Origin of the sequence: Paenibacillus sp. UNC499MF (genome assembly GCF_900107975.1) — a bacterium.
Taxonomy (GTDB): domain Bacteria; phylum Bacillota; class Bacilli; order Paenibacillales; family NBRC-103111; genus Paenibacillus_F.
Map to the genome: position 1 here is coordinate 1 of NZ_FNVF01000017.1, position 16,533 is coordinate 16,533.

11 protein-coding genes and 1 pseudogene are annotated in these 16,533 nt (G+C 55.6%); 4 read left to right on the forward strand and 8 right to left on the reverse strand.

All coding sequences use genetic code 11. The features are described from left to right. Nucleotides 1-199 precede the first annotated feature (199 nt). The 4 genes from lepB to C4S74_RS23100 form a co-directional block, all read right to left on the reverse strand. The gene (lepB, locus tag C4S74_RS23085; RefSeq protein WP_103997686.1) at nt 200-1,435 is read right to left on the reverse strand and encodes a signal peptidase I; all 1,236 of its coding nucleotides are present in this window, start codon (nt 1,433-1,435) and stop codon (nt 200-202) included. After that, nucleotides 1,401-1,988, reverse strand: a complete 588-nt coding sequence (locus tag C4S74_RS23090; RefSeq protein WP_258042585.1) for an RNA polymerase sigma factor — start codon at nt 1,986-1,988, stop codon at nt 1,401-1,403. The genes lepB and C4S74_RS23090 overlap by 35 nt, the downstream gene beginning before the upstream one ends. 92 nt (nt 1,989-2,080) lie before the next feature. Further along, nucleotides 2,081-3,148 (reverse strand): type I glyceraldehyde-3-phosphate dehydrogenase, encoded by a 1,068-nt coding sequence (gene gap, locus C4S74_RS23095; RefSeq protein WP_103997688.1) that lies wholly within the window; start codon nt 3,146-3,148, stop codon nt 2,081-2,083. 378 nt (nt 3,149-3,526) lie between these two features. Next, nucleotides 3,527-9,019: a cadherin-like beta sandwich domain-containing protein gene (locus tag C4S74_RS23100; protein WP_103997689.1), complete on the reverse strand. Its 5,493-nt coding sequence runs from the start codon at nt 9,017-9,019 to the stop codon at nt 3,527-3,529. Between the two features lie 273 nt (nt 9,020-9,292). Between C4S74_RS23100 and C4S74_RS23105 the strand changes: the two genes are divergently transcribed. From C4S74_RS23105 to C4S74_RS23120, 4 genes are read left to right on the forward strand one after another with little or no spacing between them, the layout of a single operon-like run. Continuing rightward, nucleotides 9,293-9,781, forward strand: a complete 489-nt coding sequence (locus C4S74_RS23105; protein WP_103997690.1) for a GNAT family N-acetyltransferase — start codon at nt 9,293-9,295, stop codon at nt 9,779-9,781. Then, a complete protein-coding gene (locus C4S74_RS23110; protein ID WP_103997691.1) occupies nt 9,774-10,274 on the forward strand; it encodes a phage tail protein in 501 nt (166 codons plus the stop codon). The genes C4S74_RS23105 and C4S74_RS23110 overlap by 8 nt, the downstream gene beginning before the upstream one ends. A gap of 31 nt (nt 10,275-10,305) precedes the next feature. Then, nucleotides 10,306-10,806, forward strand: coding sequence for a phage tail protein (locus C4S74_RS23115; RefSeq protein WP_103997692.1), 501 nt, complete (start codon nt 10,306-10,308; stop codon nt 10,804-10,806). 18 nt (nt 10,807-10,824) lie between these two features. Continuing rightward, nucleotides 10,825-11,367 (forward strand): phage tail protein, encoded by a 543-nt coding sequence (locus C4S74_RS23120; protein WP_103997693.1) that lies wholly within the window; start codon nt 10,825-10,827, stop codon nt 11,365-11,367. A gap of 263 nt (nt 11,368-11,630) precedes the next feature. Here C4S74_RS23120 and galU read toward each other — a convergent pair whose 3' ends face one another. From galU to C4S74_RS23140, 4 genes and pseudogenes are all read right to left on the reverse strand, one after another. After that, complete coding sequence (gene galU / locus C4S74_RS23125; protein WP_103997694.1) at nt 11,631-12,542, reverse strand: UTP--glucose-1-phosphate uridylyltransferase GalU; 912 nt, start codon at nt 12,540-12,542, stop codon at nt 11,631-11,633. Beyond that, nucleotides 12,539-13,039 carry a GtrA family protein gene (locus C4S74_RS23130; protein ID WP_258042586.1) on the reverse strand — a complete coding sequence of 167 codons (501 nt, stop codon included), beginning with the start codon at nt 13,037-13,039 and terminating at the stop codon, nt 12,539-12,541. The genes galU and C4S74_RS23130 overlap by 4 nt, the downstream gene beginning before the upstream one ends. After that, nucleotides 13,032-14,012: a glycosyltransferase family 2 protein gene (locus C4S74_RS23135; RefSeq protein WP_103997695.1), complete on the reverse strand. Its 981-nt coding sequence runs from the start codon at nt 14,010-14,012 to the stop codon at nt 13,032-13,034. Before C4S74_RS23135 ends, C4S74_RS23130 begins: the two co-directional genes overlap by 8 nt. After that, nucleotides 14,009-16,358, reverse strand: a pseudogene (locus tag C4S74_RS23140) (glycosyltransferase family 39 protein). The gene C4S74_RS23135 and the pseudogene C4S74_RS23140 overlap by 4 nt, the downstream one beginning before the upstream one ends. Nucleotides 16,359-16,533: the final 175 nt, after the last annotated feature.

Sequence of the window (16,533 nt, forward strand, 5' to 3'; positions counted from 1 at the left end):
AGCTTTTCAGCTTTTCAGCTTTTCAGCTTTTCAGCTTTTCAGCTCACTCAGCTTAATAGCTTATTCCGTTTTCCCTGTCTCCACTTACTTCCTACGAGAGATCGATTTACGAACCCCCGCTTAACGCAGTAAGCGCCGTTCCTGCCTTATCATGCCGGTGTTATCATGCTGGTGTTTCCTTCAATTGCCCGCATAGCAGCTACTCCGCGTTAACATACATACTTGCGTAAAATTTCCCGCCCAAATAGAAATCGAGGCGCCACTGTCCGCTCTCGTCCAGCTTGATAAGCGAGGGCTGGGTAGCGTCCGCCCCGTTGACCGGACCGTAGGTCGGTCCCCACTCATACTCCCAGACAATGCTGTCGTCTTCGTTGATCAGCACCGGTTTTTTAACGCCGTCACTCGTATGGATGCCTTCGATCCGCAAATTTTTGCCTTCGAACTCTTCCCTGGTACCCCAGAAATGCCAGACGATTTTGTGTGGGTTAAGTGTGTGAATTTTACCTTTCAGGAAGCCGATCTTACCCGGAATTCCGGTAAACCACAAATTTCCGGAGGCGAAGATCTGGCTGGGGCTTCGGGCTCCTGCTTCGTCGTATCCAAGCACTTTTCCCTCAATGTTCCCCTGCGCCAAGGCCCCGAACTCCCGGCTGTCATGGCTCTGTGCCCAGAAATCTCCCAGAACGAAGAGTGCCCCCTTCGGCACCTCCGTCTCCGCCATATTCGTATTGAAATAGGCTTTGGTGTCTTTAACGCAGTCCGGAGGGCAGGCATCCTTTCTGCCTGATGCTTTCATGTTCTTGAAGTAGGCGGCTTCGTCCAGCCCAAAACTTCTCGCTTGCCCGTAAAACGTATCCAGCTTCTTCCCGTTTACGTAAACCTGGCCTTCCTCGATCTTAATCTTCTCTCCGGGCAGCCCGATCACACGGGCCGTTTGAGAGTCCGATCCGCTGATTTCGGGGTTAGGCGTAAATCCGGGAACGGCCGGCAGCCGGTAATACAGCACATCTCCACGGCGAAATTGCTCTGCCGTTCTAATCTTGGGATCTACGACTAATCTCCCGAATCCTCCGCTGTAGTATTCCATTTTCTGACCGGCCATGCTCATCGAGTAATCGTCTACCAGCACTAAGCCTTCTTTCGCTTCCACACGCTGAGGATACTTGGGGGTCGTTACATCCCGGATCGCTCCGTTCGCATTTTCCGAGAGAGGCCCGATGAACAGAGCGGCACAGAAAACGATCAAGGCCGTCAGAGCCGTTCCCGCCAAATAGAGGCGCCTGCGCCTATTTACGGGCTTGTGTGCTTCCCTGCTGCTTCCGCTCTTCCACACCCTCCGTTCCACGGCATCCATCGACTCCGTTTCGAACATCGGCTTTTTAAACGGCCTGCCCGCAAGTTCAAACGGATCCGTCTCGATTTCCGTTTTCTTCATACCGGAACCCTCCTTTCGCTAGTTGAGCCGCTTTCCGGCGCGCCCTATGGATGCGGGACTTTACCGTCCCTTCCGAAATTTCCAGGGCGGCCGCTATTTCCGTCACCGACATGCCGTGCATGGATTGCAGCACCAGCACCTCCCTGTAATGGGCGGGAAGCACCAGCACGATTTTCCATGCCTCATCAGCCACATGGCGCTCCAGAAATTCGCTTTCGGCGGACGGGCTTTCTCCCCGCACATAATCGGCCAGGATCACCCGCCGGAAAAAAGCTTTTCTCCGGTACGAATACGCGGTATTCCGGGTAATTTTCAGCAGCCAAGTCTTCACGCTGCATTCGCCCCGGAAGGAACCGACGCTGCGGAACGCTTTTACAAACACATCCTGCGCGATATCGTCGGCAAGATCCCTTTTTTTCGTTAAAAAATACGCATAGTTCCATACGTCTTCCCCGTGCTGTTCCATTAAAGTTCTTAGACCTGACGGATGAAGTTCGGACACGTACTTCAAATAATCGTCGTCCACGCGCTCCCCCCTTTCTTTTCTGATCAAACAGACTCCCTGCAAAAGAAAAAGTTCCCGCTTTTGGGAACTTAGGACATTTTATTTTCTGTTGTTTAGTATACCATACAGAGCCGGATCAGTTAGGCCAGCATGCCGCTGACCTCCGCATTACGGGACGGCAGGGCAGCCGTTTTCTCCTGCATAAGCCCCGCCAATTCCACGACACGGCAGGCATAAGCCCATTCGTTGTCGTACCACGCCAGCACTTTGATCTGATCGCCCATCGCCATCAGGGAGAGACCGTCCACGACAGCCGAGTTCGGGCAGCCCACATAATCGACGGACACGAGCGGCTCATCGGAGTAGGCGACATACGGGGACATGGAGCCTTCAGCCGCATTGCGGAAAGCGGCCTTTACGTCTTCCAGCGAAGCCGTGCGGGATACCTTCACGGTTAAATCCACCAGAGAAACGTCCTGGGTCGGCACGCGAAGCGAAACGCCTTGAACATGCGCCGCCAAGTGGGGCAGGACATCTGTAAGCGCTTTACCTACACCCGTCGTCGTAGGAACGATCGATTCGGTGCACGCCCGCGCTCTGCGCAGATCGTTATGCGGATTGTCCAAATGCTTCTGATCCGACGTATAGGAGTGCACCGTACTCATCCAGCCGCTCTGTACGCCGAACGCCTGATCCAGAATATGAAGAACGGGAGCTACGCAGTTCGTCGTGCAGGAAGCGGCGGATACGAGGGTATGCCGCGCGGGATCATAAAGGTGGTCGTTGACGCCCATCACCACGGTAAAATCCATCTGCTTGCCGGGCGCGGTAATAAGAACTCGGGAAGCTCCGGCCGCCAAATGTCGCTGCGAACCCAGACGGTCGTTGAATTTACCGGTAGCGTCAATGACGAGATCGATTCCCATTTCTCCCCACATAATGTTCTCCGGTTCCCTTTCGTACGTCAGCCGGATGGACTGCCCGTTAATGACCAGGCACCCGTCGGCAATGGTGACATCCGCGTTCCATCTTCCGTGGACCGAATCGTATTTTAAAAGGTGAGCCAGCGTCTCCGCCGGATAAATGGTATTGATCGCCTTGAGCGGAGAAGCCTGCCCTTTATCCGAAAACATTTTCCGGACGACAAGACGTCCGATTCTCCCCATTCCGCTGATCCCGATTCCTCTAATTCCTGCAGCCTGTGACAAACTAACTCCTCCTCTTAAGGTGAAATATCAGATGCTTCACTATTGTTGGTTAATTAGTACATCACAATTATAATTTATGACGTCATAAAAGACAATAGTATGTTTTAATTGTTTATATATGAGTATTATACAAAGGTCAATTCCTCCTTCTTTCTTTCAAAAGGATAAAAAAAGAGAAGTGCTCTTGAGAGCACTTCTCTTTAAATCGGGAAAGTTTTATTCCTGCCAGCCTAGTTGACTCAGGCAGGAGCAGGTGTGACTCCGCTTCTCAGCGGGTTCTTCCGGCTTCCTTCTCGCTTCTTGTGATTGTCTTCTCGCTTCTTGTGGCTGTCTTCTTGTGGCTGGCTTCCAGCTGTTTTCGTTCTATCTTTAGGCTGTCTATTTCCAGACTTCCCGGCCGTTCACTTGCTTGAATGCATGGTCAACGGAAGCTTCCGTCACGTCCTTATATCCCCAGAAGCTTGCGGGAACATCGGACCATGCCTGCGGAATGCCCGCAGGGACGCTTTCCGGCTGACGGCCGAGCAGTTTGTTGAAAATAACGACCGCCTGCGCTCGGGTGAGCGCCTGATCCGGTCTGAAGGTACCGTCCTCGAATCCGGTGAGAAGCCCGGCTTTCTCGGCTTTCCGGATATTTTCGGCGGCCCAGTGGCCTTGCAGATCAGTGAAGGCGGATGCTCCCTGCACGCCCGTAAGCTGTCTCAGCTTTACGAGAATCGTGGCCATTTCGGCGCGCGTCAGGATGCGTTCCGTATAAAACTTGCCGTCCGGGTAGCCGTCCATAAGCTTGCCTCCGAACGCGGCCGACACGTATTGGGAAGCCCAGTGCGAGGCCGGTACATCGGCAAACGGATTTTGTGCGGCGACGAAAGTTTCATTCGTGAAAAGTCTGGCCAGTATGGCCGCCAGCTCCGCCCGCGAAATTCCCTTGTTCGGACGGAACGTTCCGTCCGGGTAGCCTTCCATGTAAGGCTTGTGTTCGTGGTACGTCCCCGTGGGTTTCAGAGCGATATCGAGTTTTAAAGAAGTATAATCTTTCGCAACGATTCCGCTGCCCCGGTCGCTTCTGCTGTCGTAGGTCTCGTACCCGTCTTTTTCCGCGATCAGATAGTAGGCTCCTTCCGGATACACAAGCCAGCCGTAACGGCCGTCACCGGAAGTGATTTGGGCATTCTTGTTCTGGCCAGGCAGCATTTTCGCAAGCTCCGGCAAAGAAACCGGCGTTCCCGCGATTCTTCCGGCGGAACGATTTTTTTCCGTATCGGCCCAGTACAGGGTTACCTTGACTCCCGCAAGAGCCGTGCTTGTGACCGAATCGCGGACCGTTCCGAACGGGTTGATTTCAGGCGTCCGGAACACGGCCGTGTCGGAGCTTACGACAAGCGTTCCCGCCGCACCGGCAAGCCTTTCGCCGTGAGGAGCCGTCAAGGAAAGAACCATTTTATAAGTTCCGGCGGAAAGCGAGTACAGCGTAAACTGTCCCGAAGTATTGACACTCACGTTTTGCTTGAACGGCGTAGCGCCGTCAGTGCTGTAAATGTCCGCAAGCAGCGTCACGTTATCCCCGATGAGCTTGGTGACGGATTGGTTAAGCACCTCTCCGGAGGAGGAAACGACCTCGATACGTCCGTTTATCGTCTGCTCGGGTGTACCGCCGCCGCCACCGCCACCACCGCCGCTACTTTCGCGTGTAAACGTAACGGTGTATGTTTTGGCGGTCCCGTTCTGTGCGGTAACGATGATCGTGACCGGATTGGCGCCTACGCTGAGCGTAATCTGACGGCCGCTTCCGGCCGGAACGACCGTTCCGTTAACCGTTACGGAAGCATTGGAATCCGCAGCCGTCGGCGTTACCGTGACTTCCGCCACGGAATTTTTCACGGCAGCCGCGTACGCCGTCACAGCCGGCGCAAATACCGGAGTCAGCGTTCCCGCGCTTACAGTCAAACCGCTGAGGTCCGCGTTGCCGGACGGAGGAACGGCCCGGGTTACAAGGATCACGTAGCTGTTCTTCGTTCCATCCTGGGCTGTAACCACGATGGTTATGGTGTTGGTTCCCGTTGCGACGGGAACGAGTTCAGAGCTTCCGGCTGTCACGATGTGTCCGTTCACCGATACGGATGCCGTGCTATCGGCCGCCGCCGGTGTTACCGTAACCTCGGATATATCGTGGGTAACATCCGCGGTATAGCTGGTCTGGGTTCCGGCAAAAACCGGACTAAGCGTGCCGGAGCTGATCGTCAGCCCGCTTAGCAGCGCGTTGCTTGAAGGAAGCGCTGCCCGGTTGATCGTGACCGTGTAGGTCTTCGTTGTTCCGTCCTGCGCCGTCACGACGATCGTGACCGGATTGGCTCCCGTGTTTAGCGGGATATTTACGGCCTGCCCGCTGGAAGCGGGATTTCCGCCGATTGTCATCGTCGCGGTAAGATCCGCAAGCTGTGCGGTAAGATCCAGGTCGTATACATCCGATGCCACTGTCACCGTGTACAATTTCGTTCCTGCGGCAAAGGCAGGCGTCAACGCGCCCTTGCTCAGCGTCAGAGCGCCGAGATCCGCATTGCTTGAAGCCGCACGTGTGACCGTCACGGTGTACGTTTTAACCGTGTTGTCTGCCGCTTTGGCGACAATCGTGATCGGGTTGGCCCCCACATTCAGCGAAATCGCTTTAGGGGTTCCGCTGGCAGCGGCATCCCCGTTCACGGTCAATGATGCGGTCCCATCCGCAGTCACGGCCGTAATATCGATTCCCGCCGAAGCGTTCGGTACAGCCGCCGTGTAGGCAAGCTCTGCCGGATCAAAAACCGGCGTCAACGTTCCCTCACTAAGCGAGATACCGCTTAAGTCCGCGTTACCTGATGCGGCACGGGTGATCGTCACCGTGTAGGTTTTGACGGTCCCGTCCTGCGCCGTCACTTGGACTTTCACCGTATTGGAACCTACATTCAACGTTACGGCAGAAGCGGTTCCGCTCGTAACCGGTGTTCCGTTTACCTCGATGGAAGCCGTGCTGTCCGCCGTCGCAGGTGTGACGTCAAGCGTGTTCACCGCGTTGGCCACATTTGCCGTATAGGCCGTAGTCCCAGCCGCAAAAGCCGGATCGAGCGTGCCCGCACTTAACGCCAGCGAGCTTAAATCCGCATTACTCGACAGCGGAGCGGCACGCTTTACCGTCACCGTGTACGTTTCGCTTGTCGTCCCGTCCTGCGCCGTTACTTTAACGGTGACGGTGTTGTCGCCGATGTTAAGCGACACCGAAGCCGCCGTGCCGCTTGGCACCGATTGACCGTTCACGGTCAAGGCTGCCGTGCCGTCCGCGAGTACCGGCGTTACATCAATGTTCGATACGCCGGCAGCCACTTGCGCCGTATAGCTTGTAGTGCCCGAAGCGAAAAACGGGGTTAACGTGCCCGCACTCAGCGTCAAGTTGTTCAAAAGCGCGTTGCTGGATGGCGCCCTGGTAATCGTCAGCGTATACGTTTTGGGCGTACCGTCTTGCGCGGTGACGAGCAGCGTAACCGTATTGGCTCCCACGTTCAAGGAGACGGGAACCGGAGTGCCGCTTGTCACTGCCGCGCCGTTGACTTCGAGCGTCGCCGTGCTGTCCGCCACCGACGGCGTTACGTCTAAACCGAAAACACTGTTCGGAACATCTACCGTGTAAAGCGTCGTCCCCGCTGCAAAAACCGGGTTTAGCGTTGCGCCGCCGCTTAGCGTGATTCCGCTCAGATCGGCGTTATTGGAGCCCGCCGCCCTGGTTACCGTAACCGTATACGTTTTCGTCGATCCATTCTCTGCCGTAACGAGAACTGTAACCGTATTGCTTCCGACGTTCAGCGATACGGAAGATGCATTCCCGCTCACAACGTCATTCCCGTTGACTTTAACTGAAGCATGACTGTCTGCCACCGTAGGCGTTACGTCAAGATCAGTAACTCCATAAGCCACGCCGGACGTGTAGGTAACCGTACCGGATACAAAGCCGGGATTTAAGGCAGCTCCGCTTAAGACCAGGTTACTTAAATCGGCATTGCCGGATAACGGCACCGCTCGGGTAACCGTGACCGTGTAAGTCTTCTGCGTCATCCCATCCTGTGCCGTTACGAGAACAGTGATGGTGTTGGCGCCCACATTTAACGGTACGGATGACGGACTGCCGCTGGCCACCGTGCTGCCGTTCACCTTGAGAGTCGCCGTGCCGTCCGCCAGTGTCGGCGTTATGTCGATGTTTGCTACGTTGTCCGCCACATTGGCCGTGTAGCCCGTCGTGTCGGATGCGAAGGTAGGGTTAAGCGTTCCCGCACTGAGCGTCAAGCCGCTCAAATCCGCATTGGCGGATGCCGCTCGCGTTACGGTGACCGTATACGTCTTCTGCGTCGTCCCATCCTGCGCCGTTACGAGAACAGTGATGGTGTTGGCGCCCACATTCAACGGTACGGATGACGGACTGCCGCTGGCCACCGTGCTGCCGTTCACCTTGAGAGTCGCCGTGCCGTCCGCCAGTGTCGGCGTTACGTTAACGCTTGTCACGTTGTTGGCCACTCCGGCCGTGTAGCTCGTCGTACCCGAGGCGAAGGGCAGGTTGAGCGGTCCCGTACTCAACGTCAAATTACTCAAGTTCGCGTTGTATGAAGCTGCTGCCCGGGTAACTGTGACTGTGTACGTTTTTTTTGTCGTACCATCCTGTGCGGTGACTTCGACACTAACCGTGTTCCCACCTACATTAAGCGTTACGGATGATGGGCTGCCGCTGGCTACCGTGCTGCCGTTCACTTTAAGCGTCGCCGTACCGTCTGCAACCGTCGGGGTCACATTAATGCTTGCCGTGCCGTATGACACATCGGCCGTATAATCGGTTGTCCCGGATGCGAATGTAGGGCTGAGCGTTCCAGCGCTTAACGTTAAATTGCTCAGACTAGCGTTCGTAGAAAACGTGTTATACTGTGTCAGCATAAGCCCGCCTTCTCCTAAAGTCACAAACCTTCCGCCTGCAAATCCCACATGGTTTAAGAACCCGCCGATCCCCGTTTTCTCCGCAACCCATGTAATGCCGTCGGGTGAGGAGATTATCGCCCCGGGTCCTCCTATATCGCCTACGGCCACATACTTGTTCGCGCCATAAGCAATGCCATATAGGTTCATTCCTGCCACGGATACCGTACGGGGCGTCCAGGTGATGCCGTCGGAGGAGGTAAGCGCCTTCTGATTTAACCCGCCGGCAACGAACTGGCCGGCTCCGTAAGTAACGCCCATCAAGTCTCCCGGACCGCCCGAACGCGTCGTCCAGGTGATGCCGTCGGGAGAAGTTCGTATCGTGCCGGCACTCCCAACCGCAGCGAACAAACCGCCTCCGTACGCAGCGCTGTAAAAATTGTTCGTAGTTCCCGAAGTCCTCGCCGTCCATGCGATACCGTCCGGAGAACTCAGAATCACCCCGCTATACCCCGCGATGACCCATACGGTGCCGTTATAGGCAACCCCACTCAGATTGGCGGATGATCCCGTCGAGCGGACCGTCCATGTTACGGCGTCGGGCGAGGTTGCGATTTTACCGCCCGCTCCCGTCACCATCCATTGGTTTCCGGCATAAATCACCCCAACCGCCGACGAAAGGGCAATGGTTGTTTTGCTCCAGCTCAGCCCGTCGGACGACGTCATAATCGTTCCTGAGTTACCGACGGCCACCCATTTTCCGTTTCCGTAAGCAACCTGGTTTAGATCCGTTCCCGCATTGTTAGGAACATCATCCCACGTGCCCGCCGCTTCCGCTCTCCCTGTCCAGCTTCCCGCTCCACCTGTACCGGCAACAAGCAGGAACACCAGGGCTATCCGCAGAAAGCGGCCCCAAAATCCCGTTTTACCCAGCTCCCTCATGTGAACCTCCAATATCGATTTATGAATGGTGACTGAATGTATGTCATCTTGATGTTTAAAAGACGCTAGTAATTTTCATCCCCCCATAAGACCACCGGAATACAAGCCTTTATTTTGTGACTTAATTACATTTTAATTGAAAAGGAAGAAAAACTCACCAAAAAAATACAGACAAACAGCCTATTACATGTCACAAAATGTATATATTTTGTCGAAACCTTGTGGTATTCTGAAATGGAAAATAGTTCTTATTCCTTAAGAGGGAGGTCACCCGTGTTAAAAAAATTATCCGAACCGGATGACCAGCCGTTTCTGTTCGAGCTTTACTGCAGCTCCAGGATGGCGGAAGTGCGGGCTTGGGGCTGGGACGAAGCTACCCTGCGTTCTTTTCTTCACATGCAGTACAACGCCCAGACCGGATCCTACCGGCAGCAGTATCCCGAAGCGGAGTCGTACATCGTCTGCCAGGACGGTCAACGGGCCGGAAGAATTCTTATCCACCGGACGCCCCGCTGCATAAGAGTTGTGGATATCACCCTCCTCCCGCACTTCCAGAATCAAGGACTCGGTACAAAGCTGCTTCAAACCTTCATGGAAGAATCCCGCGAACAAAACCTCCCGCTCCGGCTTTCCGTACTCAGAACCGGCAGAGCGCTGGCCCTGTATGAACGGCTGGGCTTTCAAAACGCGGGAGAAAGCGACATGTATCTGGCTATGGAATGGAATCACGAAACTTGTAAAGAGGTGACCGCTCATGAGTGAATCTTATTTAGGCGAAATACGGATGTTCGGAGGCAATTACCCGCCGCAAGGATGGGCGCTTTGCAACGGCCAAATTTTGAACATTGCGGAGAATGAAGCTCTTTATGCTCTGCTTGGCACGACGTATGGAGGAGACGGCCAAACCACATTCGGGCTGCCGGATTTGCAGGGCCGTATCCCGGTTCATCCGAGTCAGGGGTACATCCGGGGATCGAAGAGCGGCACGGAAACCGTGACGCTAACCCAGCCACAGCTGCCTCAACACAACCATATTCCTTTTGCGACTTCAACCCCCGCTACGGCAAACTCTCCTGTCAATAACACTTGGGCAACCGCCATCACCCAGAATTATGCGACTTCCGGCACGACAACGTCCATGAGTTCGCAGGCCATTTCCACCGTGGGCGGCAATCAGCCGCATAACAATGTGATGCCATCGGCTGTCATTACATTCATCATCTCTCTTTACGGGGTTTTCCCGCCGCAGCCTTAAAAACAGTTGATCTTATAAGGAGGAACTAACTATGTCCGAACCATTTGTGGGTGAAATCCGGTTATTCGCCAACAACTACGCTCCGCGCGGCTGGGCTTTTTGCGAGGGACAAACCCTGTCCATTAATACGAACCAGGCTCTTTACTCTCTGATCGGCACCGTTTACGGAGGCGACGGTAAAACAAACTTTAAGCTTCCCGATCTTCGCGGCCGTGTCCCGATTCACGTAAGCTCTACCACGCCGTTGGGTCAGTCCGCTGGTGAGGCGGCTCATACGCTTACTGTCAATGAGATGCCTGCTCATACACATCAAGTGTCCGCTTCGGGGAACCCAGGTTCCGCCACTACTCCCGCGTCGAACGTTTGGGCAGATGAAGCGGCCCTGTACGAGCCGCTTTCGACTCCTACCGTTGCAATGAACGCAGGCACCATGTCCATCGCCGGAGGAAGTCAGCCGCACAGCAACATGCAGCCGTATCTGGTGGCTAATTACGCCATCGCCCTAGTCGGCATTTATCCTTCGAGGAACTAAAGAGAGGAGCACTATTTTATGGCTGACGCTTACCTAGGAGAAATCCGCATATTTGCAGGTAATTTTGCACCATACGGCTGGGCGCTCTGCAACGGGCAGCTCATGTCGATTTCCCAAAATACCGCTCTCTTCGCTATTTTGGGTGTCCAATACGGCGGAGACGGCAAAACCACATTCGCCCTGCCGAATTTAATGGGCAAAGCTCCCATGCACCAAGGCTCCGGGCAGGGACTAACTCCGCGCGTTATCGGTCAGTCGGTCGGCTCCCCTGCCGTAACTCTGCTTACGACGGAAATCCCTGCGCATAATCACACTCCCCAATCGGTGAATGCCATTGGCAGCGACACTAGCCCGACTAACAATTTCTGGGCGCAATCTCCGGCAGAAGGCCGTCCCGGCCGGGAAAAACAGCGGAATCTATACGATCCAACTCCCACCGTACAAATGAGTCCAGTCAACCTTTCCGTTACCGGCGGCAGCCAGCCGCATAACAATATGCAGCCTTACCTTGCGATGAATTTTATTATTTGTTTATCCGGTGAATTTCCGCCTAAACAGTAAGCGGGTTTTAAAAAAGCCTGTCCGCCCACTAAAAGGGCGGAAGGCTTTTTTTGTTGTGGATGTTATTTTGGAGCTGATTATAAAACCAATGCTCAAGCTGTATATTTTTATTTCTTGAGGAACGTAAGTAAATACATTGTGTTTGCATTGATATTTAAGACAGTGATAACGTGAGCGGCGGAGGGCGTAGGAAGATCCGGCAGGGAGACATTTTGACGAAAGTCTGACGACAATTTATAGCGACATACGAAAATAAAAAAAGGTTAGAAAAGTACCGGGTGCGGGAGAAGCTTCCATGCCTCGGCTTCCTGCTGGTATACGAGATTTTTCAGATAGGGCAAAAGCTGTGCGGCCAGCTCCTCCCGTTTTAATCCGATTTCCAGCACGGCCTTGAGATAGCCGAGCTTATCCCCGATGTCGTAGCGGTTTCCCGCCAGTTCCAGGGCGAGCAGCTCCTCGCGTTTCGCGATCTCGTGCAGCGCGTCTGTCAGCTGGTATTCGCCGCCGGCTCCTTTTTCGATATTTTCCAGTATGGGGAAAATAGTCGGCTCCAGAATGTACCGGCCCATGACGGCCACATTGGATGGTGCGCTGCCGAGAGACGGCTTCTCCACCAGTCCCGCTACGCGGTGAATCCGGTTCCTTCCTCCGGAAGAATCGATGATGCCGTACTTATCCACCTCGGAATCCGGTACGGGTTTGACCCCGATCACCTGCCGGCCCGTCTCCTCATAGAGGTGAATCATTTGCCGCAGCGCTGGCGGATCAGAGACCATGATATCGTCCCCGAGCAGGACGGCGAAAGGCTCATCGCCTATAAACTGCTTCGCACACAGTATGGCGTGCCCGAGTCCGAGCGGTTCCTTCTGGCGTATAAAATGAATTTGGGCCATGTCGCTGATCGCCTGCACTTCCTTCAGCAGCTTCAGCTTGCCTTTCTCGCTTAACGTCTGCTCAAGTTCGACCGAGCGGTCGAAGTGATCCTCGATAGATTTCTTATTCCGCCCGGTGACGATAATAATGCTTTCGATCCCGGACTGGACCGCTTCCTCCACGATATATTGAATGGCCGGTTTGTCCACAATCGGCAGCATCTCCTTGGGCTGCGCTTTGGTCGCGGGCAGAAAACGCGTTCCGAGCCCCGCTGCCGGAATGACGGCTTTTTTGATCGTCATGACTTTTCACTCCCCGTATAAGTTGAAGTTGGTAAGCGGAAAACCCAGTATCGGCTCCCTGCGTAATTGATCCATGAGCTTGCGAATGTTGCCGCCAGTTTACCAGTGATAAGTGGCAAGCCTAAAGCGCTGTATGCCCACTGGAGCAGAACCGCCGATACGGCCAGGGAGATCAGATTGATCAGGAAAAATTTTGCGATTTCCCGGGTGCTTCCTCCCTTTCGACTGCGGAAAGTCCAGCTCCGGTTGAGCATATAGCTGTTCAGCACTCCTAGCAGGTAAGCGATAATCTGCCCCGTCAGATAGGGGACGCCCGCTGCCGTCAAGAGCAGGAAGGCTGCGAAATCTACGCCCGTGTTCAGCAGGCCGACCAGTCCGAATTTCATGAGCGGCAGGAGACGATTACTCCGGCTGCCTAACCGTCCCGCGCTGCTCAGGCCGCTTTTCCCCAGGTTACTCAAGCTGCTCAGATCCCTCGGGTTCCTCCTGTTACTCATAACCGGCCAGTCTCTTAGGCATTGGCCCTTCATCCTTCCGAAGACCGTGGCATTCCCGCACGATATACAGCGGTCTGCCTTTCGTCTCGTCGTAAATGCGGCCGATATATTCGCCCAGAATGCCCAGCATAAGCAGCACAAATCCGTTAAAAATGAGCATGATGCTGACGACTGACGGCCAGCCCTTCAAAGTCGCGTCCGTAAATAAAGCGAGGTATACGACATAGAGAAGGTAGAGAAATCCCGAACCCGAAAGCAGAACCCCGAGATATCCGGCCAGCTTCAGGGGCTTGTATGAGAAAGACGTAATGCCGTCCAGGCTGAGCTTGATCATCCTTTTGAGCGGATACTTGGTCTCTCCCGCCAGGCGTTCGTCCCGCTCATATTCGATCGCCGTCTGACGGAACCCTACCCAACTGACCAGTCCGCGGACAAAGCGGTTGTTTTCGGAAAGCTTCTTCATCTCGTCGCAAACTTTGCGGTCCATGAGCCGGAAATCTCCCGTATCCACGGGTATATGAATGTCCGTCGACGCCCGGAGCACGCGGTAGAACAGACTGGCCGACCATTTTTTGAATAAGGTTTCCCCGCTCCGCTTCACCCGTTTCGCATAGATGACTTCGTAGCCTTCTTTCCATTTCTCAAGCATTTGCAAAATGAGCTCCGGCGGGTCCTGCAAATCGGCGTCGATAATGATAACCGCATCCCCGGAGGCGTAATCCATCCCGGCCGTAATCGCGATCTGGTGACCGAAATTACGGGAGAAGTCGATAAGCTTCACCGTTTCGTCCCAGGTGCCGTACTCCTTGATGATTTCAGCGCTCCGGTCTCTGCTCCCGTCATTGATAAAAATCAGCTCATAGCTCTCAGAGGTTTCGCTCATCACGACTTTCAGGCGCCTGTATGTTTCCTGAATGACCGCTTCCTCGTTATACATCGGAATGATAATGGAATACTTTACCTTCTGCGTCATGACGCGTCCCCTCCGTTTTCTATCGTCACTTCATATAGAACCATGCTTCCCATGCGGCCTCCGCCCATCCCGGCGGCCGCTTCGGACCCGGTTTGAGTCTGACCGGACCCGGTCTGCCATTCGGCGGACGAAATTTTCTTGCCGTGCTGCGCGAGCCACTGGGTAAGCTCCGCATTGCCTCCGCGGCCTCCTCCGCCTTCGGAGATAAGGAAATATTTTAATTGTCCGCTTTTCACCATCTCTTCCAACTCGGCAGTCGTATAGACCGGATCATTGCCCGAGAATCCTCCGAGCGTGATCACTTCTTCCCCTTTGTCGATGATGTAAGGCGCCGCTGTATTGTAGTCGGATGTCGCAAATAAATAGGTCGTGCTGCCGATATGAGCCTTCATGTAAGCGAGCAGCGCTTCGTCCACGCTTCTGCCTCCCATGCCGCCCATTGCGCCGGAAGTTCCCCGGTCTCCGGTGGTCCGGGACGCATCCCCGCCGGCTGTACCGCCGTTCGCCGCCGCGTCCTGACCATTGCCCCCGCCGGCATCCGGAGTGCCCGGGGCTGTGCCCTGTTCCGCGCCATCCCATCCCTGAGTGCCCTGTCCCGCTCCGCCTTGACCGTCGCCGCGGGGCATCAGGCCGCCGCCCGGTCCCTGGCCCATCGGGCCGCGGTCATTGCCGCCGGAAGGGCCCGCTTGCGGAATCATGCTGTTGAGTCCGTACGTAATCGGAGTCGCCGCCCAATACGCCGGGCCGATGAGCAGGACGAGAAGTCCCGCGACGGCTGCCGCGTAAGAGAAGCGCGTTGTCTTGAATCTCAGCGTGATGAGCAGGATGGCCGCCGCCCCTCCGGCAACGCCGACGCCATAGGTCCAGCCGCTGCCGATGGTCCCGTTGTAAGGCGCCATAATGAAGACTTGAAAAGCTGCCGTCACTGCCGCGGTATGCGCTCCACAGCTCAGACCAGCCCGCACCCGCCAGCGCGGCGACCGGAGGCGCCAGCATGATCAGATAGTAGTGGTGGAAGAAGCCCGCCACACTGAAGAAAGCCATACCCGGAAGAAGCCAGGCGAGCCAGAACAGGCTCTCTTTGTGCTTCCGGGTGAAGTTGCTGCGGCGCAGGCCGGCGAGCAAGGCGGCGGATGCCAGAGCCGCGAACGGGATCATCCAGCTCGCCTGGCCGGACAGCGCCGACTGGAACAGGCGCAGCGGACCTTTCTCGCCCGTGCCGAACATGCCGCCGCTGCCCCCGCCCGGGCCTCCGCCGCCAAATCCCAGCGGCTGGCCTTGGCCGTCTGAGCCCGGTGCGCCAGGCATCCCGCCGCCGTCGGCTCCGGACGGCGCAGCCGCACTGCCGCCGGTGGCGCCGCTGCCGCCCGGCAGCGCGCCGTTGTCTCCGGCTCCGCCGCCCGCGTCATTCCGGCCGCCGCCTGTTCCAACGCTGCTGGCGCCTGTGCCGGCCGTTCCCGGAGCCGTGCCCACGGCGTCGCCGGTCTGGCCGTCCGCCGCGCGGCGCTCGCCGCCGGGCATTCCGCCGCGGTCGCCGCCGCCGGGACCGCCGCCCTGATTGCCCGTCAAGCGCGAAACGCCGTTATAGCCGAAAGCCAGCTCCAGGACGGAATTGGTTTCGCTGCTGCCGATGTAAGGCCGCTCGCTGGCCGGAATGGAATCGACGATAACCGCCCAGGAGACGGAGATGAGAAGCATAAGAGCGAGCGCGCCGGAAAGTACGCCGGCTTTCTTTTTCCAGGTGCTTTTAAACGCGAATAAGTAGAAGAGAACAAAAGCAGGCAAAATCATGTAAGCCTGAAGCATTTTCATGTTAAAACCGAGTCCGATAAGAGCAAACGCGCCCAGCAGACTGAGGACGCTGTTTCGTTTAACGGCTCTGAATAGAAACCAGGTGCCCAGAAGAAGGGTAAAAACAAGCATACTATCGATGTTGTTGGTCCGGCTGACTGCCACCGCAACCGGTGTGCACGCCATAACGAGGGCCGCTATTCTGGCCGCCGCCGTTCCGAAGGAAGGTTTAACGAGCAGGTAGATCAGCACAATCGACCCGACGCCCGCAAGGGCCTGGGGCAGAATGACGCTCCAGCCGTGAAGGCCGAACAGGTAAGCGCTCGCCGTTTGAATCCAGAACGTTACCGGCGGTTTGTCGACGGTTACGGAACCTGCGGAATCGAGGGAACCGAAGAAAAAATTGTGGAAGTTCTGCAGCATGCTCGCTACGGCCGTCGTGTAATACGTATTGGCGTATGAATCGAGCCAGATGTTATAGGTGTTCAGAAAGACGCCGAGCAGCAAAATAAAAACTAGCGGAAGATCGACCCGGAATCGTTTGGTGCTTATCATGGTTTTCCACTCCTTAATTGTCTATTGGTAAAATGAAATTTACATCCCCGGGCAAAAACGTTACCATCGAGAAAGAAATAAAGGCGCCGCTGTTGTCCGCCCGCTCCGGCGATCGGCCAAAAGCCTCTTTTGCGCCGCTTCCGCCCCGTCACCGGGTATGCTTGTATTGTGCAGG